General features: G+C 54.2%; 17 protein-coding genes. 6 read left to right on the top strand and 11 right to left on the bottom strand.

Translation table 11 applies throughout. The features are described from left to right. Nucleotides 1-4: 4 nt before the first annotated feature. The 3 genes from FCH32_RS10770 to FCH32_RS10760 are packed head-to-tail and all read left to right on the top strand — an operon-like array spanning nt 5 to nt 2,207. A complete protein-coding gene (locus FCH32_RS10770) occupies nt 5-514 on the top strand; it encodes a GNAT family N-acetyltransferase (RefSeq protein WP_174360876.1) in 510 nt (169 codons plus the stop codon). Between the two features lie 9 nt (nt 515-523). After that, a complete protein-coding gene (locus FCH32_RS10765; protein ID WP_117342809.1) occupies nt 524-1,450 on the top strand; it encodes an amino acid ABC transporter permease in 927 nt (308 codons plus the stop codon). After that, nucleotides 1,434-2,207: an amino acid ABC transporter ATP-binding protein gene (locus FCH32_RS10760; RefSeq protein WP_146716843.1), complete on the top strand. Its 774-nt coding sequence runs from the start codon at nt 1,434-1,436 to the stop codon at nt 2,205-2,207. Before FCH32_RS10765 ends, FCH32_RS10760 begins: the two co-directional genes overlap by 17 nt. Before the next feature lie 139 nt (nt 2,208-2,346). Here FCH32_RS10760 and FCH32_RS10755 read toward each other — a convergent pair whose 3' ends face one another. Together FCH32_RS10755 and FCH32_RS10750 are read right to left on the bottom strand one after the other, a co-directional pair. Further along, on the bottom strand, nt 2,347-3,657 hold the full coding sequence (locus tag FCH32_RS10755) for an MFS transporter (protein WP_174360875.1): 1,311 nt from the start codon (nt 3,655-3,657) through the stop codon (nt 2,347-2,349). 74 nt (nt 3,658-3,731) lie between these two features. After that, nucleotides 3,732-4,928, bottom strand: a complete 1,197-nt coding sequence (locus tag FCH32_RS10750; protein ID WP_135912026.1) for an L-talarate/galactarate dehydratase — start codon at nt 4,926-4,928, stop codon at nt 3,732-3,734. Nucleotides 4,929-5,316: 388 nt separating this feature from the next. Here FCH32_RS10750 and FCH32_RS10745 point away from each other — a divergent pair, with 388 nt between their 5' ends. Together FCH32_RS10745 and pptA are read left to right on the top strand one after the other, a co-directional pair. After that, a complete protein-coding gene (locus FCH32_RS10745) occupies nt 5,317-6,252 on the top strand; it encodes a LacI family DNA-binding transcriptional regulator (RefSeq protein ID WP_244958408.1) in 936 nt (311 codons plus the stop codon). A 22-nt stretch (nt 6,253-6,274) separates the two neighbouring features. After that, the gene (gene pptA / locus FCH32_RS10740; protein WP_096757011.1) at nt 6,275-6,502 is read left to right on the top strand and encodes a tautomerase PptA; all 228 of its coding nucleotides are present in this window, start codon (nt 6,275-6,277) and stop codon (nt 6,500-6,502) included. Between the two features lie 39 nt (nt 6,503-6,541). Here pptA and FCH32_RS10735 read toward each other — a convergent pair whose 3' ends face one another. Together FCH32_RS10735 and FCH32_RS10730 are read right to left on the bottom strand one after the other, a co-directional pair. Beyond that, nucleotides 6,542-8,518: an alkyl/aryl-sulfatase gene (locus FCH32_RS10735; RefSeq protein ID WP_137363323.1), complete on the bottom strand. Its 1,977-nt coding sequence runs from the start codon at nt 8,516-8,518 to the stop codon at nt 6,542-6,544. 208 nt (nt 8,519-8,726) lie between these two features. Then, nucleotides 8,727-9,299, bottom strand: a complete 573-nt coding sequence (locus FCH32_RS10730; RefSeq protein ID WP_174360873.1) for a flavin reductase family protein — start codon at nt 9,297-9,299, stop codon at nt 8,727-8,729. 157 nt (nt 9,300-9,456) lie between these two features. On the opposite strand from FCH32_RS10730, the gene nhoA reads away from it, so the two are divergent. Next, nucleotides 9,457-10,302, top strand: coding sequence for an N-hydroxyarylamine O-acetyltransferase (gene nhoA / locus FCH32_RS10725; RefSeq protein WP_137363321.1), 846 nt, complete (start codon nt 9,457-9,459; stop codon nt 10,300-10,302). Nucleotides 10,303-10,353: 51 nt separating this feature from the next. Here the strand turns inward: nhoA and FCH32_RS10720 are convergent, their stop codons facing one another. From FCH32_RS10720 to FCH32_RS10690, 7 genes are all read right to left on the bottom strand, one after another. Then, entirely contained in the window at nt 10,354-11,250 is an 897-nt protein-coding gene (locus tag FCH32_RS10720) for a PhzF family isomerase (protein WP_174360872.1), read from the bottom strand. Between the two features lie 120 nt (nt 11,251-11,370). Next, a complete protein-coding gene (narI, locus tag FCH32_RS10715) occupies nt 11,371-12,051 on the bottom strand; it encodes a respiratory nitrate reductase subunit gamma (RefSeq protein ID WP_096757016.1) in 681 nt (226 codons plus the stop codon). After that, on the bottom strand, nt 12,048-12,743 hold the full coding sequence (gene narW, locus FCH32_RS10710) for a nitrate reductase molybdenum cofactor assembly chaperone (protein WP_174360871.1): 696 nt from the start codon (nt 12,741-12,743) through the stop codon (nt 12,048-12,050). Before narW ends, narI begins: the two co-directional genes overlap by 4 nt. Then, nucleotides 12,743-14,287: a nitrate reductase subunit beta gene (gene narH / locus FCH32_RS10705; RefSeq protein WP_096757018.1), complete on the bottom strand. Its 1,545-nt coding sequence runs from the start codon at nt 14,285-14,287 to the stop codon at nt 12,743-12,745. The genes narW and narH overlap by 1 nt, the downstream gene beginning before the upstream one ends. Beyond that, nucleotides 14,284-18,024, bottom strand: a complete 3,741-nt coding sequence (locus tag FCH32_RS10700) for a nitrate reductase subunit alpha (protein WP_135912029.1) — start codon at nt 18,022-18,024, stop codon at nt 14,284-14,286. Before FCH32_RS10700 ends, narH begins: the two co-directional genes overlap by 4 nt. Nucleotides 18,025-18,079: 55 nt before the next feature. Next, nucleotides 18,080-19,465 (bottom strand): NarK family nitrate/nitrite MFS transporter, encoded by a 1,386-nt coding sequence (locus FCH32_RS10695; RefSeq protein WP_174360870.1) that lies wholly within the window; start codon nt 19,463-19,465, stop codon nt 18,080-18,082. 207 nt (nt 19,466-19,672) lie between these two features. Further along, nucleotides 19,673-20,251, bottom strand: a complete 579-nt coding sequence (locus FCH32_RS10690) for a TetR family transcriptional regulator (RefSeq protein WP_115258482.1) — start codon at nt 20,249-20,251, stop codon at nt 19,673-19,675. Nucleotides 20,252-20,298: the final 47 nt, after the last annotated feature.

The following is a 20,298-nucleotide window of genomic DNA, read 5'->3' as shown; positions in this document are numbered from 1 at the left end:
TAACGTGAGCGATCAATTCCGCGTGGTCTCGCCGGAGGCGGCAGAACTGCAGCCGATTCTGAACGGTCTGTTTGCCGAATATGCCGCGCTCTATGGCGATTATTTTTCCCGTGATGTTGAAGTTGAATTGACTGAATGGTATCTGGCGCCGCAGGGGATCTTTGTGGTGCTGGAGCGCGACGGCGAGATTATCGCCACCGGGGCCTACAAACCTTACGACAAAGACACGGCTGAGATTAAACGCATCTGGACCCAAAGCACCCTGCGTAAGCAGGGGCTGGCGGCGCACGTGGTACAGGAACTGGAACGACGGGCGCTACTGGCGGGCTACAGCCGTATCTACCTGACGACAGGGTTTCGCCAACCGGAGGCCGTTCAGCTCTATTTGCGTCAGGGGTACGATCCACAATTTGATATTGCACGTAACCCGGAAGAGTACAGCCTGCCGCCGTTTGACGGTCGGCTGCGCTTTACCAAACTGTTGACCATCGCAGGTCAGGCAAAAATTGCCTGAGGAGAAAAAATGAAAACGACGGAAACCATCAAAGTCGTCCCGGCACGCTATCCGATGCGCACGGCAGGTGCGATAGTCGCGCTGTTTGTGCTGGCGGTGATTATCCAGTCGGTGGCGTTTAATCCGCGTTGGGAGTGGGGCGTGTTTGCCCGCTGGTTCTTCGACCCGGTGATTTTGTCCGGTCTGGGGCAAACGTTGCTGCTGACCCTTATCGGCACACTGTTGAGTGTGGTGTTCGGTGGATTGCTGGCACTGGCACGTCTCTCATCATCGTGGCTGCTGAATAGCCTGGCCTGGGGATACATCTGGCTGTTTCGCTCGCTGCCGCTGATCGTGGTGCTGATAATCTTATACAATTTCTCGTATCTGTACGACACGCTGACGATTGGCATTCCTTTCACCCACGTTCAGTGGGGCAGCTTCGCGACCATCAATGTACTGGGTCAGTTTTCTACCGCGGTAGTGGGTTTGACGCTGGTGCAAAGCGCCTATACCGCCGAGATTATTCGTGGCGGATTTCTCGGTGTCGATCACGGCCAGTATGAGGCTGCGGCAGCGCTGGGTTTACCTGCCTGGCGACGCACGCTGCGCATTATCCTGCCGCAGGCGCTGCGCACCATTTTGCCTGCCGGCTTCAATGAAATTATTAGCCTGGCGAAAGGCACGGCGATGGTTTACGTGCTGGCGATGCCGGAGCTGTTTTACACCATCCAGATGATCTACAACCGTACCCAGGAGGTGATCCCGTTGCTGATGGTTGGGGCGGTGTGGTATCTGGCGATCACCAGCGTTCTGTCGCTGATTCAACACCTGGTTGAACGCGCGCTGGCCCGCAGCGAACGGCGCTCAGCCATCAATACCACCCGCGTCAGCCGCGCAGTTAAAGGTCGCCGTCAACTTACGCCTCAGGAGGTCGTCCATGTCCCACTCGCCTGAAGGCCATATTTCCATTACTGGCGTCAGCAAGTCCTTCGGCCGCCATAAAGCGCTGGATGACGTGTCGCTGGAGATCCCGCCTGGTACGGTAACGGTTATTCTCGGGCCATCGGGTTCGGGAAAATCCACGTTACTGCGGGCCATCAACCATCTGGAGCGCGTCGATGAAGGCTTCATTCAGATCGACGGCGACTATATAGGTTATCGCCGTCAGGGAGACAAACTGTATGAACTGAAAGAGGCAGACATTCTGCGCCAGCGCATTAACGTGGGTTATGTGTTTCAGAACTTTAATCTCTTCCCACACTTAACGGTACTGGAGAACCTGATTGAAGCGCCAGTGGCTCACGGACTCGCGTCACGGAAATCCGCTACCGAGCGGGCATTAACCCTGCTGGATGCGGTAGGTTTGCGGCATAAAGCCGATGCCTGGTCACGACACTTATCTGGCGGGCAGCAACAGCGTATCGCCATCGCTCGTGCGCTGGCGTTGAACCCGCGTGTGATGCTGTTTGATGAACCGACATCCGCGCTTGATCCTGAACTGGTGGGCGAAGTGCTGGATGTCATTAAAGCCCTGGCAAAGTCCGGTACCACGTTAGTGGTGGTGACGCACGAGATTGGTTTTGCCCGGGAGGTGGCGGATCAGGTAGTGTTTATGGTTGATGGTAAAATCGTCGAGCAGGGCAGCAGCGAGCAGGTACTGAATCATCCGCGTCATACGCGCACGCAGCAGTTTTTGTCGAAGGTGCTGTGAACCGGGGCGCGCTATGTGCCGCGGGAAAATGGCTAACCTCGATGCAGCGAGCGCTGAGCAAATCCTAGCCGTAAAAAAACGCTGTTCCGCAGGAGTGCAAGTCCCGGAACAGCGGGCGAAATATCGCCATACGGTTAAATCACGCGACGGACGGCGTCAGGGTAATCCGATCCAACGGTCCGACGACAAACAGATACGAACACAGCCCAATCAGCCCCATCGAGCCGACGTATAAAATGGCGTAATCAAACGACTGGGTATTGGCAAGGATGACGCCGATAACCAGTGGGGTGATGATACTGGCCATGTTGCCGCACATATTGAACACACCTCCGGCAATGCCCAACACTTCTTTTGGTGAGGTATCGCTGAGTACGCACCAGCCCAGATTGCCAAAACCTTTGGCGAAAAATGCCAGGCTCATGGCGGCAATCACCACAAATTCTGAAGAGGTGTAGTTGGCGATAACAATCACGCAGGAAAGCAGCATCCCGCAGATGACCGGCAGCTTACGGGCAACCGTCAGGCTGTAGCCGCGTTTCAATAACCAGTCAGAGAATACGCCACCTAACAATCCACCGATAAAACCGGCAATCGCAGGAATACTGGCGACAAACCCGACCTTGAGAATCGACATTCCCTTAGCCTGGTACAGATAAGTCGGAAACCAGGTCAGGAAGAACCAGGTAATGGATGTGACACAGAACTGCCCGATATAAACCCCGATCATCATCCTATTGACGCAAACGCTTTTAATCTGCGCAAAGGTGATTTTTTGTGGTTCTTTCTTATTTCCCAACGATGGTTCGCCACCGCTATTACGAATGTAATCAAGTTCCTGCTGGTTCACTTTCGGGTGATGCATCGGATCTCTGATCTTAACCAGCCAGAATATACCCAGAATAACGCCAATTGCCCCGATATAATAAAAGACAAAATGCCAGCTCAAATTATGCAATATGATGGTCATCAGCGGCGTAATAATGCCTAGCGAGATATATTGCGCTGCCTGATAAACTGAGGTGACAAACCCGCGCTCGTTATTAGGAAACCACTGTACACTCAGGCGACTGTTGGCGGGGAAGGCGGGGGCTTCGATAGCGCCCATCATCAGACGTAAGATAATCAATACGATCAGCGGACTGGCATACAGATAAATGGTGCCCTGAAACATGGTCACCAGCGACCAGCCGATCAGCGCGCAGCCGTACACCAGGCGAGAGCCGTAACGGTCCAGTAACCAGCCGCCTGGCAATTGCATAATGACGTATGAAATACCAAATGCAGAAAAGGCCAGCCCCATTGCTTCAGGGTCAAAACCCAACTCTTTACTCATAATCGGTGCGACAACGGATAACGTTGCACGATCGGCATAATTAAATACGGTGGCCAGAAACAGAAATATCAAAATACTGTAACGCACTTTAGTGCGCTTTATTATTGTGTTCATCACCCACTCCTGTTATTAGGTTTGAGAGCGTTTCTGTAGGGAAAGAGGGCGGGTATTATTCCCCGCCAGATACGTTAAGGGCGCTTGCCAAATTCACAGCTTAACTGCGTCCAGCGGCGTGCCTGTTCGCTAATACTGAATCCCAGACCATGGCGATCTGAAACCCACATCCGACCATCGCGCAGTTCCAGTTGTTCATTGAATAACGGGTTCAGCCATTCAAAATGCTCCAGCCACGGTTCAAGTGGGTAAGCGGCGGACAGATGCAGGTGCACTTCCATGGCAAAGTGTGGAGCCAGCTTGCGCCCGTGTTTTGCCGCCAGGTCCATAATTTTAAGGAATGGAGAAATACCGCCCACGCGTGGGGCGTCGGGCTGCACAAAATCACTGGCGTTGCCGAGGATCAACTGCTCGTGCTCGCGGAAACTGGTCAGCATTTCGCCAGTGGCAATCGGTGTATCAAGCGCAGCAGCCAGTTGAGCGTGGCCTTCAATGTCATAGGCATCCAGCGGCTCTTCAATCCAGATCAGATTGAACTGTTCCATTTTGCGTCCCATGCGAATGGCGGTTTCCCGATCCCACTGCTGATTGGCGTCAACCATCAGCGGGAAGTCATCGCCCAGCGCTTCACGCACCGCGGTTAAGCGACGAATATCTTCGGCGCAGTTTGGCTGACCGACTTTCAGTTTGATGCCGCCAATGCCGTTTTCGCGGGAGATAACCACGTTTTTCAGCACCTGATCCAGCGGCGTATGCAGGAATCCTCCGGAGGTGTTATAGCACTGAACGGAGTCGCGATGTGCGCCCAGCAGTTTTGCCAGCGGCAGGCCCGCGCGCTTGGCCTTCATATCCCACAGGGCGATGTCGAGAGGGGAGATGGCCTGGACCGCCATCCCACTGCGGCCAACGGAAGCGCCGGCCCACAGCAATTTGGTGTAGATCTTGTCTATATCGTTCGGATCTTCGCCAAGCAGATTATCGGCGATCTCTTTGGCATGCGCATAAATACCCTGACCGCCTGCGCGCTTCGAGTAGCTAAATCCCACCCCTTCAAATCCGTCACGGCTACGGATCTCAGCGATGATAATGGCGACTTCAGTTAACGGTTTCTGGCGACCGGTGAGCACTTTAGCATCGCTGACTGGCGTTGCCAGCGGCAGAAAGGCCAGAGACAGTTTTACCCACTCAATACGGTCGCCTGTTTCAGCCGCTGTTTTTGCGTTGGCCGTTTTGGCATAAGTTACGGCATCGGAATTCGCACTTAGTGACATCTTGTTCTCTCCTGGTGGTTACAAAATGATTGCGCTAACATTTCTAATGATGGCGCAATCATTACGCCAGTAAATTGCTTCTGATTTGAACAATCGATCACAAATGCGGAGATAACAGGGGCTGTTTTTATAAACAGCATCACATTCCAATGCATTGTGTGAAAATGCACAAATCATTATGATGGCGCTAACATTTTACAAGGTGTTATTTCACTAAGCTGCTGTTTTCTCAGCGTTATGCACCAGGGATGCTGGCAATGGCTGAAATCATGATGAATAATGCACAAATCCATCGGCGATTTTTACAAAGGCATCAACCGTGAAAAATTCCAGACCTCCCCGCGCACCAACGCTGGAAGATGTTGCCCGCACCGCGGGATTATCGCCAATGACCGTAAGCAGGGCGCTGAATACCCCGCAAATGGTGCGCCCGAAAACAGTAGAAAAGGTGATGCAGGCCGTTCGCGCCACCGGATATATTCCCAACGCACTGGCGGGGGGGTTGGCCTCACGTCGCAGCAAACTGATTGCGGTAGTGGTCCCACAAATTAACAACAATATGTTTGTCGATACCATTCAGTCGCTGAGCGACGAACTGGCTGATCGTGGGTATCACATCTTGCTGTGCGTGGCTGGGTATACGCAGCAAACCGAAGCCGAGCTGGTAGCGACGCTGCTTTCTCGTCGACCGGACGGCGTGGTGCTCACGGGTATCCACCACACCGTTGAGCTGAAAAAAGTGATCCTCAACGCCGCCATTCCGGTGGTGGAAATCTGGGATTTGACGCCAACCCCCATCGATATGCTGGTGGGGTTCTCGCACGAAAAAGTTGGGCAGGCGGTGGCTGACTATCTCCTTGCAAAAGGTTATCGTCGCCCGGGCCTGTTATGGACCGCCGATCGCCGCGCCGGTCAGCGTAAACACGGACTCTGTGATGTGTTGAGTCGCCATGGCATTACCACGGTGCCGCAGGTGGATGTGCCGCTTCCGGCTTCGCTGGCGTTGGGACGCAGTGGCTTGACGCAGCTTTTTGCCGACAGCGAATTTGATGTGATTGTCTGTAGCTCGGATACCCTCGCGCAGGGGGCAATTATGGAGGCGGAAAGCCGTGGTTTGGCGGTACCACACGATTTAGCTGTGGTGGGCTTTGGCGATCTTGATTTTGCCGCTAGCAATCGCCCGGCAATTACCACCGTCAGCGTAGACCGCCGCGCCATTGGACAGCGTGCCGCCTCGCTGCTCGCCGACAGAATTGAGCACATTCCTCGTGAAGACGATATTATCGATGTCGGATTTCATCTTATCGTACGCGAGTCCGCGTAAAGACAATAATAAGGAACCTGCTATGCCGCACGTTGATATTAAATGTTTTCCCCGCGATTTGAATGACGAACAAAAATCCGCGCTGGCGGCGGAGATTACCGAGGTGATCGTTCGCCATCTGCAAAGTAAAGACAGCTCGGTGAGCGTCGCGCTCAATGAGGTTGACCCCAAAGCCTGGCAGCAGGTGTGGGATAGGGAAATCGCACCGCACATGGATACGCTGATTAAAAAACCGGGTTACAGTATGTGAGAGAAAACGGGCGGATAATCCGCCCGTTGTACGTTATGTTTAAGGGGTAACGATATTGAACCAGAACTCGAATTTATCCATGTAGCCCAGCATAGAATCAAGTTTAGCGCCGTCGCCGGTCACCTTCACATCGCCACTCTGTTCAGCCTGTTTCAGCGTCACTTCCTTAAGGATGATTTTGTTCAACGTGTCACGGTTGAGCGTGATAGTTGCGTCTGCGTCTTTGGCTTCAGAATTGGCGGTGTGGTTTAGCACGCCGTTTTCCAGCTCCAGCTTGTATTTACCGCCGTCGCTACCGAGGTCGATGTTGAATACCGATTTCGCGTCGCCCGCTTTCTGCCCGTTAATATGCACGGCCAGATAGTCAAAGAACATTTCTGGCGTCATCGCGCGGACGGTATCCGGGCTGGCGGTATTCGGGGTTGGCCCTTTGATCACGCCGTTACGCAACTCTTGTGCGCCGGTGAGGTAGAAGTTACGCCACGGTCCGGATTCAGCCTGGTAGCCTAATTGTTCCAGCGCATCGGCTTCCAGATTACGCGCGGCCTGGTTGTTCGGATCGGCAAACACCACTTTGCTCACGACCTGCGCCACCCAGCGGTAGTTACCCTGGTCATAGTCGGCTTTCGCTTTTTGCAAAATAGCATCGGCACCGCCCATATAGTCGACGAATTTCTTCGCGGCTTCTTCCGGTGGCAATTCATCAAGCGTTGCCGGGTTGCCGTCAAACCAGCCGAGATACAGCACGTAGGTGGCTTTCACATCGTGGCTAACAGAGCCATAGTAGCCCCGGTTGGCCCAGGTATGTGCCAGCGAGTCCGGCAGTTTAAAGTTCGCGGCGATCTCGTCGCGGGTCAGACCTTCGTTGGCCATACGTAACGTCTGATCGTTGATGTAACGGTACAAGTCACGCTGGCTTTTCAGCAGTGTCATGACCTTGTCGTTACCCCAGGTTGGCCAGTGGTGCTGTGCCATCAGGATTTCAGCTTTGTCCCCCCAGCGCACAATTGCTTCGTTGATGTATTTGGACCACGGCAGCGGTTCGCGAATTTTAGCGCCGCGCAGCGAGTAGGTGTTGTGCAGGGTATGGGTGACATCTTCGGCAGATTCAATCAGCTTTTTCTCTTCGATGTACCACAGCATTTCCGACGGGGCTTCAGAGCCTGGTGCCAACATGAAATCATAGGTCAGACCGTCGATAACTTCTTTTTGCCCATCTTTCTCAATGATATTGGTGGGTGCAATCAGAGTAACCGTGCCCGCAGAGGTGGTGGTGCCGAGTCCCGCGCCGACCTGGCCTTTGGCGTCCGGTTTTAGCAGGTTGCCGTACATATAGCTGGCGCGACGGCTCATGACGTTACCGGCCATGATATTTTCCGCCACCGCGGCTTCCATAAAGCCAGCTGGCGCATAAATCTTCACCTTGCCCGCTTTCACGTCGGCTTCATCAACAACGCCGCGTACGCCGCCATAATGGTCAACGTGGCTGTGGGTGTAAATTACCGCTACAACCGGTTTGTTACCCCGGTTTTTAAAGTAAAGATCCATCCCTACTTTAGCTGTTTCAGCAGAGACCAGCGGATCAACCACGGTGATGCCTTCTTTACCTTCGATAATCGTCATGTTCGACAAATCGAGGTTACGGATCTGGTAGACGCCATCCGTTACTTCAAACAGTCCGCTGATGTTGATTAGCTGAGCCTGTCGCCACAGGCTTGGGTTAACCGAATCCGGTGATTTATCACCTTCTTTAATAAAGGCGTACTGTTGCGGGTTCCAGACCACGTTACCTTGCTCACCTTTAATCACCTCCTGAGGAATCGGGGCGATAAAGCCTTTATGGGCGTCAGTAAAGTCGGTGTTATCAGAGAAGGGCAGTTGATTGTATAGCGCATTGTTGGCCTGTTGCGTGGCGGCAGTGGCGTCTTTTGGCGCTTCAGCAGCCATAACAGGGACGGCAAACGATGTTAATAACCCAGCCAGGAGTAAACTTTGTGCGATTCTATTAAGTTGCATCGTAAATCCTCTCAGAGACTTCAGGACGTGCGGTGTCTACGGATAGCGTTTTGGTTAAATATTTGAATTAGAGCAAACTTAACTATAATTCACATGAATGAATCGGCAAGGTCACGGTGGCTGTTTTATCCAATTGTTTTTTTTGGAAGTTTTAAGAAAAAGTAGAATAAAAAAACGTGGATGACAGGGGGGCTGTCATCCGTTCCGATCACTCACCTGCAGTAATGCGTTTTCCGCTGGTGATAAAGGTGCCCGCACCGAGATGATGCAGGGTGTTGAGTTTGTCATCATCGAACTGCCAGCGTCCGTCGACAAAGACGCGATCGTCCGCTGCAGCGGAAACAACCTGACCGAACAGGGTGTCATATTTCTCTTGCGCAGTTGTTGCAGGCAGCAGGCGACACTCCATCCACGCCAGGCATTTAGCCTCTATCAGCGGTAAGCCCAGCACCGGACCTTTGACTACCGGAATGCCGTAGCAGTTAAATTTATCTTCCACGCGACCAGAAACGCTGCCCACCGCGTAGGTCCAGTTAGTTGCCGCCACGCCGGGAATGACAATGCCAAACATGCCGCTACGTTCAATGAGTTCACGCGACCAGGCGGTCTTATCCACCACAATGGCAATACGCGGCGGGTCAAACTCAACGGGCATGGACCACGCCGCCGCCATCACATTTCGCCGCTGCGTATTTTCATCACGACTGGTTATCAAGACCGTTGGACCGTGATTTAACAGTCGGCTGGCATGGTGTAATTCAACCGGACGGAAATGACTCATGGTGGATCCTCAGTTGAGTGGATAGTGCACACAATTAATATAGATATTAACGGGATTAGCGATTTTGTCGCCCGGCATACGGCGGGAGCGCACAAAATCGACGGCGGAAAATGAAAAATGCGTTATAAGTACAACATTCAACGCACAGGGATCCGGTATGACGCCTTTTTTAACCGCTTATTTTTCCCGTATTGGCTGGTCAGGTACGGCTAACGTCAACATTGACACTTTGCAGGCGCTGCATTTACTGCACAACGGTGCGATTCCGTTTGAAAATCTCGATGTGCTGCTGCCGCGAGAAATGCAGCTCGACGAGCAGTCGCTGGAAGAGAAACTGGTGGGCGCGCGTCGCGGCGGCTATTGCTTTGAGCAGAATGGGGTATTTGAGCGTGCGCTGCGGGAGATTGGCTTTACCGTGCGCAGTTTACTTGGGCGGGTGGTGCTGGCAAATCCGCCCAGCTTGCCGCCGCGCACGCATCGACTGTTACTGGTCGAATTGCAAGGTGAAGCGTGGATTGCCGATGTTGGTTTTGGCGGACAAACGCTAACCGCGCCGATTCGTCTGCAGGCCGACATTGAACAGCAGACACCGCACGGTGAATATCGGCTGATTCGGGAAGACGAGGACTGGATCCTGCAGTTCCGTCATCATGAGCACTGGCAATCGATGTACCACTTCGATCTGGTCACTCAGCATCAGAGCGATCATCTGATAGGTAACTTCTGGTCCGCGCATTGGCCACAGTCGCATTTTCGCCATCACTTGCTGATGTGTCGTCATCTGCCAGACGGCGGTAAGCTGACCCTGACCAACTTCCATTTTACGCACTATGAAGCGGGCCATGCGGTAGAGCAGATTAACTTACCTGACGTCGCGAGCCTGTATGCCCTGTTACAGGACCGCTTTGGTCTGGGAGTTGATGATGCCAAACACGGCTTTACCGAGGCGGAACTGGCAACGGTGATGGCGGCGTTTGATACGCATCCGGAGGCGGGTAAATAGGGTGATGATTTGCCGGATAGCGACGCGATGCGTCTTATCCGGCCTACCGACTCAATTAAAATCTATCGCCCATTCGGCATGAAACAGGATCACCGCCGCACCGGTAATCGTCACTTTTTGCGGCTGATTGTCCTGGATTGCCACCGTCACCTCGACAATGCCGTCGCGTCCCAGCGCACGGCCTTGATGCCCCTGAACATGCAAGATTTTTCCGTCATGAGCCATTAGGTTGTGGTGCACCAGCCATGCGCCCATTGGACCATTGGCATTGCCGGTGACCGGATCCTCCACAATGCCAATCGCCGGTGAAAACATCCGACCATCAGTGGCATTTTCCCATGGTCGAATCTGAAACGGGAAGAAGCCGTTGCAGCCAATGTGCTGGCTGATCGCGATTAATGCCGACAGGTCCGGGGACAGGGCGTCGAGGTCGACCTCTGGTTTCAACGGGATCATCACTTTCGAATGCCCGGTCGAGGCAATCTGGAGCGGCAGTCCCGGCAGTATATCGTCTTCGGTCAGATGCAGGGCGGCGATGATGGCTGCACGCGTGGGTCCCTCCAGCGGCGGCTCAAAAGTCGGCGTACCCTGTTCCAGACTGATGCGATAGCCGTTATCTTCAGCATGAATATCAACGCGGTGACGCCCGGCCAACGACGTTTGCCAGACGGTCGTATTGCCCAGTCCAAGCACGCTGGCGCGAACATAGTGTGCGGCGACGGTGGCGTGCCCACAGATAGGTACTTCGACGGTTGGCGTGAAATAGCGAATACGCACGTCACTGTCGTCGCTGGTGAGCAGAAAAGCGGTTTCAGAATGACGCAGTTCACGCGCAATCAGCTGCATCTGCGCCTCACTCAGTCCGTCAGCATGCAGCACAACGCCTGCGGAATTGCCGCGAAACGGGTGTGGAGTAAAGGCATCGACGTGGTAAACCTGTGGTTTCATTGGCGTTCTCCCTGGAGTGGAGAAGCATCATAACGTGCAAAATGCTGGATGGCGACGCCCTGCGTCTTATCCGGCCTACGGAATCTCCCTGTAGGCCGGATTTGGCAATACAACGCGAATTTATCGGCGAGAACGGACGATCTGGTTACGACGGGTGAAATATTCGACCGGCGCGCTCCACACGTGGACCAGACGGGTGAACGGGAACAGCAGGAAGATGGTCATCCCCAGAACCAGATGGACGCGGAAAATTAGCGCCACGCCATCCAGATGCGCAGACGCACCGCCCTGGAAGGTCACCACCGACTGCGCCCAGCCCACCAGTTTCAGCATTTCACTGCCGTCCGGATGTTGTGCTGAGAACGGAATGGTGGTCAGACCGAGGATACACTGAACCAGCAGAACACACAGGATCAGAATATCAGCGGTAGAGGATGTCGCGCGAATTCGCGAATTCGTCAGACGACGAACCAGCAAACCCGCGCCGCCTACCAGCGTCAGCACGCCGCAAATCCCGCCCGCAATCATCGCCATTTGCTGCTTCACTGCGATAGGCAGGAACCAGGCGTACATCCAGTGCGGGGTTAACATGCCAAACAGATGGCCGAAGAAAATCCCCAAAATGCCGATGTGGAACAGGTTTGACCACAACACCATGCCGCGTTTGTCCAGCATCTGGCTGGAGGAGGCGCGCCAGGTGTACTGGCCGTAGTCGTAGCGTAGCCAGCTGCCGAGGATAAACACTGTCCCGCACAGATACGGGTAGATGTCGTAAAAAAAGACGTTCAGGTACTGTATCATTTCGGGCCTCCCGAGCTGACGTCAACATACTGTGGCGCCACGTCCTGGCTAAAGCGCCGTTGGTAGCTTTGCAACGGTGAACTGTCACAGGCGGTGGCGTTATCCTCAATGAACTTCACCTGTTCCTCTTCCCATACAGCGTCGAGCGCCTGGCGGGTATCGTCACGGGTTTCTGCGCCGACCTGTTTCGTGACACTGTCACTTGAAAGCGGACTGCCCGCCAGCATGAGAAGGGCGTCAAACAGCTGATACCATGGGGTATCACGCTGCTTTAAGCGCCCGCCAAGCAGCGCCAGGATCGGCGCGACATTTTGCAATCCCTCTTTAGCCTCTGCCTCCGGCAGCACGCTCAAATACTCCAGATACAGCGGCAGGTGATCAGGCAGCTCACGGCAGGCGAGCTGTAACCCGACCTTATCGTACTGTGCCAGCAGGTCAACCATCGCCTGACCGCGATCGCGTGATTCCGCATGAACATGTTCAAACAGCAGCAGCGAGGTGGCGCGCCCCCGGTCAAACACCTCGCACCATTCGGCTTGCTTATCCAGCAGCGGGGCATTTAACAGTTCTCGGGTGAACTCGCTCAGCATCGGTGCATCACTGGCGACCAGCGCCAGCGCATCGTCCTTACATTCCCACAGCAATTCATCCGGATACTCCATCAACAGCCCGATAACCTTGAGGATCTGCATTATTCACCCTCCGCTTTATCGCGCACTTCGGTGATGTCGATAGCATCAATGCGGCTGCTGTTGAACAGGTTGAATTTGGTATCTGAACCGTGGCAACCATCGCCGAAGGTAAAGCCGCAGCCGTTTTTCTCCGGGAAGGCATCACGGGCCATTTCGCGGTGGCTGGTCGGGATCACGAAGCGGTCTTCGTAGTTGGCAATCGCCAGATAGCGATACATCTCTTCGACCTGCTCCACGCTCAACCCGACTTCGTCGATAGCGCGGGTATCGGTGACACCTTCAACGGTTTGCGAGCGCATGTAGTGGCGCATCGCCATCATACGTTTCAGCGCGCGCAGCACCGGGCCGGTATCGCCCGCGCTGAGCATGTTGGCGAGGTATTGCACTGGAATACGCAGCGATTCTACCGCGGGCAGGATATTGCCATTGTGCGGCAGGCCACCGGCGTCGGCGATCGACTGAATCGGTGACAACGGCGGCACATACCAGACCATTGGCAGGGTGCGATACTCCGGATGCAGCGGCAGAGCCAGCTTCCAGTCCATTGCCATTTTGTAGACCGGCGAGCGCTGGGCAGCGTCAATCACGTTTTGCGGAATACCCTGTTTCAGCGCTTCTTCAATGACCGCTGGATCGTTCGGGTTGAGGAACACGTCGCACTGGCGCTCGTAGAGATCGGTTTCATGCTCGGTGCTGGCCGCTTCTTCAATGCGGTCGGCGTCGTACAGCAGGACGCCGAGATAGCGAATGCGTCCGACGCAGGTTTCTGAACACACCGTCGGCTGGCCGGATTCAATGCGCGGATAGCAGAAAATACATTTTTCCGACTTGCCGCTCTTCCAGTTAAAGTAGATTTTCTTATACGGGCAACCGCTGATACACAAACGCCAGCCGCGGCATTTATCCTGGTCGATCAACACAATGCCGTCTTCTTCACGCTTGTAGATGGCACCGCTCGGGCAGGTCGCCACACAGCTCGGGTTCAGGCAGTGTTCACACAGGCGCGGCAGATACATCATGAAGGTGTTTTCGAACTGGCCGTACATCTCCTTTTGCATCTTCTCGAAGTTACGGTCGCGTGCGCGCTTAGAAAACTCGCCGCCGAGCAGTTCTTCCCAGTTTGGCCCCCAGATAATCTTGTCCATCCGTTTGCCATCAATCAGCGAACGCGGACGGGCGGTGGGCTGATGTTTGCCTTCCGGTGCGCTATGCAGATGCTGGTAATCGTAGGTGAACGGCTCGTAGTAATCATCAATTTGCGGGATCACCGGGTTGGCAAAAATTTTGGTGATCACGCCCATCTTGCCGCCCAGGCGCGGTCTGATTTTACCGTTAACGTCGCGGATCCAGCCGCCTTGCCACTCTTCCTGATCTTCCCAGTTTTTGGGGTAACCAATCCCCGGTTTGGTTTCGACGTTGTTAAACCATGCGTATTCCATACCTTCACGTCCGGTCCAGACGTTTTTACAGGTGACGGAGCAGGTGTGGCAGCCGATGCACTTATCCAGATTAAGAACCATGCCTACCTGTGAGCGTATTTTCATTTTTTCGCCTCCTGTACCTGATCGCGACCTTCATCATCCAGCCAGTCAATATTTTTCATTTTTCTAATCATGATGAACTCATCGCGGTTAGAGCCGACGGTGCCATAGTAGTTAAAGCTGTAGGACAGCTGCGCATAACCGCCGATCATGTGCGTCGGTTTCGGACACACGCGGGTCACTGAGTTGTGAATACCACCGCGCATGCCGGTAACTTCAGAACCGGGGATATTCATGATTCGCTCCTGCGCGTGGTACATCATGGTCATTCCCGGCGGCACACGCTGGCTGACCACCGCACGGGCGGTCAACGCGCCGTTGGCATTGAAGGCTTCGATCCAGTCGTTATCCTCGATCCCCAGCTCTTTGGCGTCGGTTTCACTGATCCAGACAATCGGCCCGCCGCGCGACAGCGTCAGCATCAGCAGGTTTTCGCTGTACGTGGAGTGGATGCCCCATTTCTGGTGCGGCGTCAGGAAATTCAGCGCTTTTTCCGGGAAGCCGTTCGGTGGAACCTCACGCATTTCCGTCACGCTACGGGTATCGATTGGCGGTCGATAAGCCACCAGGCTTTCGCCAAAGGCACGCATCCACGCGTGATCCTGATACAACTGCTGGCGACCGGACAGGGTGCGCCATGGGATCAGTTCGTGTACGTTGGTATAGCCGGCGTTGTAGGAGACATGCTCGCTTTCAAGACCCGACCAGGTTGGGCTGGAGATGATTTTGCGCGGCTGTGCCTGAATATCGCGAAAACGAATCTTCTCGTCTTCTTTGTTCAGAGCCAGATGCGTGTGATCACGCCCGGTCATCGCCCCCAGGGCTTGCCAGGCTTTCACCGCCACCTGACCGTTGGTTTCCGGTGCCAGCGCGAGGATCACTTCAGACGCGTCCAACGCGGTGTCGATCAGCGGTCGGCCTTTCGCCGGGCCTTCTCGCTTGGTGTAGTTCAGCTTACCGAGGAAATCGACTTCAGCCTGGGTGTTCCACGAAATGCCTTTCCCGCCGTTACCCAGTTTATCCATTAGCGGACCGAGCGAGGTAAAGCGTTCGTAAGTGGCAGGGTAGTCGCGTTCGACAACCGTAATATTGGGCGCCGTTTTACCGGCAATGAGGTCACATTCACCCTTGCGCCAGTCCTGAATATCAAACGGCTGCGACAGCTCTGCCGGAGAGTCATGCTGGAGCGGTTGCAGCACCACATCGGTTTCCTGACCCAGATGCCCCACGCAGACCTCGGAGAACACTTTGGCAATGCCCTTGTAAATCTCCCAGTCGCTTTTGGATTCCCAGGCCGGATCAACCGCCGCTGACAGGGGGTGAATAAACGGATGCATATCCGAGGTATTCATGTCGTCTTTTTCATACCAGGTGGCGGTCGGCAACACGATATCGGAGAACAGGCAGGTGCTGGACATACGGAAATCAAGCGTGACCAGCAGGTCAAGCTTGCCTTCGATGGCCGCCGTTTGCCATTCCACCTCTTCAGGTTTAATACCCTCGCTTTCGCCCAGCGCTTCACCCTGAATACCACTTTCGGTACCCAGCAAATATTTGAGCATGTATTCATGCCCTTTGCCGGAGGAGCCAAGCAGGTTCGAACGCCAGACAAACAGGTTACGCGGGTGGTTACTGCCGTTGTCCGGTTGCTCACAGGCCATGCGGATATCACCGGACTTCAGCGCCTGCGCGGTGTATTCCGCTGGAGACAATCCCGCCTGTTCCGCTCGGGCTTTAACGGTTAATGGGTTCAGGTTGAGCTGTGGGGCAGAAGGCAGCCAGCCCATACGCTCGGCACGGACGTTGAAATCGATCAGATGTCCGGTAAATTTCGACGCGTCGGCCAGCGGAGAGAGCAACTCCTGGGCGGTGACTTTTTCATAGCGCCACTGGCTGGAATGGTTGTAGAAAAACGAGGTGCTGTTCATCTGACGCGGAGGGCGGTTCCAGTCCAGCGCAAAGGCCAACGGTAACCAGCCGGTCTGCGGGCGCAGTTTTTCCTGTCCGACATAGTGCGCCCAGCCGCCGCCGCTTTGACCGACACAGCCACAGAACACCAGGATGTTAATCATCCCACGGTAGTTCATGTCCATGTGGTACCAGTGGTTGACGCCTGCCCCGAGGATGATCATCGAACGACCATGGGTTTTGTGCGCGGTATCGGCAAATTCACGGGCAATTTGTTCGATATGACGGCGAGGCACGCCGGTGATTTGTTCGCCCCAGGCCGGGGTGTAGGCTTTAATCTCACTGTAATCACGGGCCGCGAGGTCATCATCGAGTCCGCGATCGAGCCCGTAGTTCGCCAGGACTAAATCGTACACGCTGACCACCGGACAACGGCGGCCATCAGCGAGGGTAAGGTGCTTAACCGGTAGTTTACGCACCAGCACCGGCTCCTGCTTCACGCTGCGAAAATGCGGATTTTCGTTACCACCAAAATAGGGGAACGCCACACCCGCCACCTCATCATGCTGGCCGAGTAATGACAGGGACAGTTCTGTTTCCGTGCCGGCAGCCAGCGACTCGAGGTTCCATTTGCCTTTTTCGCCCCAGCGAAAACCAATAGAACCATTCGGTACCACCAGTTCACCGGCGCTGTTGAAGGCCACGGTTTTCCATTCAGGGTTATTACTTTCACCCAGTCCGTCGACGAGGTCCGAGGCGCGCATCATCCGTCCGGGTACAAAGCTACCGTCTTCCCGGGCATCCAGCAGCACCAACATCGGCATATCGGTATAACGACGGCAATAGTTGATGAAGTAGTCGCTGGGCTTATCAAGGTGGAATTCTTTGAGGATAACGTGACCCATGGCCATCGCCAGCGCGCTGTCAGTGCCTTGCTTCGGTGCCAGCCACTGATCGCACAGCTTGGCAACTTCCGAGTAGTCCGGCGTAATAGCGATGGTCTTGGTGCCTTTATAGCGGACTTCGGTAAAGAAGTGAGCATCTGGCGTACGGGTCTGCGGAACGTTTGAGCCCCAGGCAATGATATAGCTGGAGTTATACCAGTCAGCGGATTCCGGCACGTCAGTCTGCTCGCCCCAGGTCATAGGCGAGGCCGGAGGCAAGTCACAGTACCAGTCATAGAAGCTCAGGCAGGTGCCGCCGAGCAGCGACAGATAGCGTGTCCCCGCTGCGTAGGAGACCATCGACATGGCAGGGATGGGGGAGAATCCGGCTACGCGATCCGGGCCGTAGGTTTTCACCGTCCAGACGTTAGCGGCGGCGATCAGTTGATTTAACTCTTTCCAGTTGGAACGGATAAATCCGCCACGTCCGCGTACCTGTTTGTAGCTCTGGCACTTTTGCGGATCGTGCATAATGGATTCCCACGCCAGCACCGGGTCGGGCTGGCGGGAAAGGGCGTCGCGCCACAGTTCGACCAGGCGTTTACGCACCAGCGGGTATTTCAGGCGGTTGGCGCTGTAAAGATACCAGGAATAGCTGGCACCGCGCGGGCATCCGCGAGGTTCATGGTTGGGCAGGTCCGGGCGGGTGCGTGGATAGTCAGTTTGCTGGGTTTCCCAGGTGACCAGGCCGTTTTTAACGTAGATTTTCCAGCTGCATGAGCCGGTACAGTTGACGCCGTGGGTCGAGCGGACAATTTTATCGAACTGCCAGCGTTGACGATAGCTGTCTTCCCAATCCCTATTGGTGTGCATGACTTGCCCGTGCCCGTCGGCAAACGTATCGCCCTTTTGTTTAAAGTAACGAAAGCGATCCAACAGTTTACTCATGACATTTCTCCTGCTCCTAATGGACGCTGCCTACGATCTGCAGGCCAAATAGTTGTTATTTTTTTTGTGATTTGCGGCCATAGACCAGCCAGGTCACCAGCACGCAGACGATGTAAAACACTAAAAATATTTTCATGGCGCCCACTGGTGATCCAGTCAGCGCCAGCGAGGTACCGAAGGCTTTCGGAATAAAGAAACCACCCACTGCGCCAATGGCCGAGATAAAACCAAGGGCCGCTGCGGTGTCGGTTACTGCTTCGCGCTGGGCCTGTTCTTCCGTACCACCGTGCAATTTCACGCGGTAAATGGTTATTTTGCGAAAGATCACCGCAATCATCTGGAAAGTTGAGCCGCTGCCCAGACCGGCGGTCAGGAACAGTCCCATAAACACCAGGTAGAAGGCGGTGAAGTTTCCAGAACCCGAACCCGGCAAGGTGAGGAACAGCAGGCCGCTAAACAGTGCCATAAACATAAAGTTGATTAACGTCACCCGCACACCGCCAAACTTGTCCGAGATAACGCCGCCCGCAGAGCGCGCCAGTGCGCCGATAAACGGCCCAAAGAACGCCAGCTGCAGAATATTCACGTCAGGAAACTGGGTTTTGGCCAGCATGGCAAACCCGGCGGAAAAACCGATAAATGAACCGAAGGTGGCGAGATACAACAGGCTTAACAGCCACAGATGAAAACGCTTCAGTACCGGCAGCTGTGAGGCGATAGAGGCTTTGGAACTGGCGATATCGTTCATGCCGATGCCCGCTGCCAGAGTGGAGAGCAGCAGCAACGGCACCCAAATCCAGGCGGCGTTGGTCAATGACAGTAACGAACCATCAGGTTGCGGCACGCCCTGGACGCCGAGGAAGGTAAAAATAGGCAGAAAAATCACCAGTGGAGCGATCAATTGCATCACGCTGACGCCCAGATTGCCGAGACCGCCGTTAACGCCGAGTGCGCTGCCTTGCTTCGCTTTCGGGAAGAAGAAACTGATATTGCCCATGCTAGAGGCAAAGTTGGCGCCAGCAAAACCACACATCAGCGCAATAACGATAAATACGCCAAACGGAGTAGCTGTATTTTGCACCGCAAATCCGAGCCACAGGCACGGGATAACAAGAATCGCAGTGCTAAAAACCGTCCAGCGGCGGCCGCCAAATATAGGCACCATAAAGGAGTAGGGGACGCGTAATATTGCACCAGAAAGGGACGGTAATGCGGTTAATAAAAAAAGTTGATCGGTGCTGAAATTAAAACCAATTTTATTTAAGTTTACTGCTACGGCGCTAAATAGCATCCAGACACAGAACGCAAGAAGGAGACAACTGACTGATATCCAGAGGTTTCTTCGGGCAATATGCTTACCTTTATTTTCCCAAAAGGCGGCATTTTCTGGTTTCCAGTCGGTTAAAAGATAACGATTATTTTTCTCATTTGATGGTGACATATTATCCTCACATGCGCACGTCGTTCAAGAAATAAACGCATACAGAGCCGTACTGGCCCTGATTAGAAATTATTGAAAAGCGTTAAGAATATTGAATGAAAGGATAGATAAAAAAGCGCAATAGTGCGGAGTGAGTGGAGAATTAAGCGTTGCTTATGTGTTACTAATTGTAAATATAAAAGATATATTATTAATGTATCAATAACATTAACTAAACAGCTCCAGACGAATCATTCGATCCAGATGCCGTGTAAAGGCCGGATCCGCCATTTCTGACATCCCCAGCGCATACATACCGTCGAGGCCACACACGAGACCGATCAAGCGCCAGGCGACGTCGGCGGCATCCGGTTCGGCCAAAAACTCACCTTCTTGCTGGCCGCGAAGAATGATCGCCGTTGTTTCTTCATGCCACATGCGCATGGTCAGTAGGTAAGCGCTTTTGATTTCGGGGTCTTTGTCAGCCAGAATCTGCGCTTCTCGCCAGAGTTTAATGTACGGCTCAAACCCGCCGTCATCACTGCCAAGCATAGCGTGGAGTTGCTCGCGGAAGGTCGCACCTTCGCTGACCTGTTCCGCATCAAGCAGGGTACGAATCAGACGAACAAACGCCTGAGACTTAAGCTCACCGGCTGACGTGAAATGGTGATGCAGTTGGCCGGTCGCCACTTTCGCCTCGGTTGCAATGCGTCGTACCGTCATGGCGCTAAACCCTTCTTCCAGCGCGACGCGCATTGCCGCCTGCAGGATCACTTCCCGACGTTCATCCCGATTCAAATAACTCATACATCCCCCTCTACCTACGTTGAAGGCAGTCTAACAAAAAGTTGGAC

Source organism: Citrobacter gillenii, assembly GCF_013337685.1.
Lineage (GTDB): Bacteria > Pseudomonadota > Gammaproteobacteria > Enterobacterales > Enterobacteriaceae > Citrobacter > Citrobacter gillenii.
This window is presented reverse-complemented; position numbering and strand designations above follow the sequence as displayed.

Bases quoted from the DNA above. Each gene is read 5' to 3' on its own strand.
- FCH32_RS10765 (WP_117342809.1), top strand. From the start codon at position 524: ATGAAAACGACGGAAACCATCAAAGTCGTCCCGGCACGCTATCCGATG.
- FCH32_RS10760 (WP_146716843.1), top strand. From the start codon at position 1,434: ATGTCCCACTCGCCTGAAGGCCATATTTCCATTACTGGCGTCAGCAAG.
- FCH32_RS10755 (WP_174360875.1), bottom strand. From the start codon at position 3,657: ATGAACACAATAATAAAGCGCACTAAAGTGCGTTACAGTATTTTGATA.
- FCH32_RS10750 (WP_135912026.1), bottom strand. From the start codon at position 4,928: ATGTCACTAAGTGCGAATTCCGATGCCGTAACTTATGCCAAAACGGCC.
- FCH32_RS10745 (WP_244958408.1), top strand. From the start codon at position 5,317: ATGACCGTAAGCAGGGCGCTGAATACCCCGCAAATGGTGCGCCCGAAA.
- pptA (WP_096757011.1), top strand. From the start codon at position 6,275: ATGCCGCACGTTGATATTAAATGTTTTCCCCGCGATTTGAATGACGAA.
- FCH32_RS10735 (WP_137363323.1), bottom strand. From the start codon at position 8,518: ATGCAACTTAATAGAATCGCACAAAGTTTACTCCTGGCTGGGTTATTA.
- FCH32_RS10730 (WP_174360873.1), bottom strand. From the start codon at position 9,299: ATGAGTCATTTCCGTCCGGTTGAATTACACCATGCCAGCCGACTGTTA.
- nhoA (WP_137363321.1), top strand. From the start codon at position 9,457: ATGACGCCTTTTTTAACCGCTTATTTTTCCCGTATTGGCTGGTCAGGT.
- FCH32_RS10720 (WP_174360872.1), bottom strand. From the start codon at position 11,250: ATGAAACCACAGGTTTACCACGTCGATGCCTTTACTCCACACCCGTTT.
- narI (WP_096757016.1), bottom strand. From the start codon at position 12,051: ATGATACAGTACCTGAACGTCTTTTTTTACGACATCTACCCGTATCTG.
- narW (WP_174360871.1), bottom strand. From the start codon at position 12,743: ATGCAGATCCTCAAGGTTATCGGGCTGTTGATGGAGTATCCGGATGAA.
- narH (WP_096757018.1), bottom strand. From the start codon at position 14,287: ATGAAAATACGCTCACAGGTAGGCATGGTTCTTAATCTGGATAAGTGC.
- FCH32_RS10700 (WP_135912029.1), bottom strand. From the start codon at position 18,024: ATGAGTAAACTGTTGGATCGCTTTCGTTACTTTAAACAAAAGGGCGAT.
- FCH32_RS10695 (WP_174360870.1), bottom strand. From the start codon at position 19,465: ATGTCACCATCAAATGAGAAAAATAATCGTTATCTTTTAACCGACTGG.
- FCH32_RS10690 (WP_115258482.1), bottom strand. From the start codon at position 20,251: ATGAGTTATTTGAATCGGGATGAACGTCGGGAAGTGATCCTGCAGGCG.